This window comes from Chelatococcus albus (assembly GCF_030067675.1).
GTDB classification, from domain to species: Bacteria; Pseudomonadota; Alphaproteobacteria; order Rhizobiales; family Beijerinckiaceae; genus Chelatococcus_A; species Chelatococcus_A albus.
Genome location: NZ_JASJEV010000037.1, coordinates 1 through 655, shown reverse-complemented (window position 1 = coordinate 655; position 655 = coordinate 1). Strand labels below are relative to the sequence as shown.

At 68.2% G+C, this 655-nt stretch carries 1 protein-coding gene; it reads right to left on the bottom strand.

Features of this window, described 5'->3' with window-relative positions; translation table 11 throughout:
* Window positions 1-655 (bottom strand): flagellin N-terminal helical domain-containing protein (locus tag QNA08_RS18945; protein ID WP_283742288.1); only part of this gene is annotated, 655 nt, incomplete at both ends.

The following is a 655-nucleotide window of genomic DNA, read 5'->3' as shown; positions in this document are numbered from 1 at the left end:
GTCGCCGGCGAGCAGGTTGATGCCGTTGTAGCTGGCATCCTTCGACAGCTGGTCGATCTGCGTGCGCAGCTCCGCGACCTGGGCGGCGAGGGCCTTGCGGGTGGCGTTCACCTCCGAGGTGCCGCGGGTCACCGCGCCGGCGCTGAGGCCGAGGGCGGTCAGGGTCGCGGCGGTGGAGGTGGCGTCGATGGCGAGCGACTCACCATTGAGCGCCGAAATCGACAGCCTGCCGGTGCCGGCGTCGAGCTCGGCCTTCAGGCCTCCGGCCGCGTTGATCTTGTCGACGATCTGGGCGCCCGTGTCGCCGGCGGCAACCGCCACCGTCTTGTTGGTGCCACCAACGGTGATGACGAGGTTGCCCGCGTCACCGGCCGCAGCGGTGTAGGCGCTGAGGTTGGCCGTGCCGGTCGTCTTGAGGTTCACCGACGCCGACTGGAGCGCCTGGCGGGCGGTGGCCTGCGTGGACTCGACCAGCTTGGTGATGGCGGTGATGCCCTTGTCGGCGGCTTCCAGGACCTTGATGTTCTGGCCCATGGTGTCGAGGAGGTTCGACAGGTCGCTGCCGCGAGCGTTCAGACCGGCGGAGAGGAAGAAGTTCGACGGATTGTCGAGCGCCGAGTTGACCTTCTTGCCCGTCGCCAGACGATTCTGGATC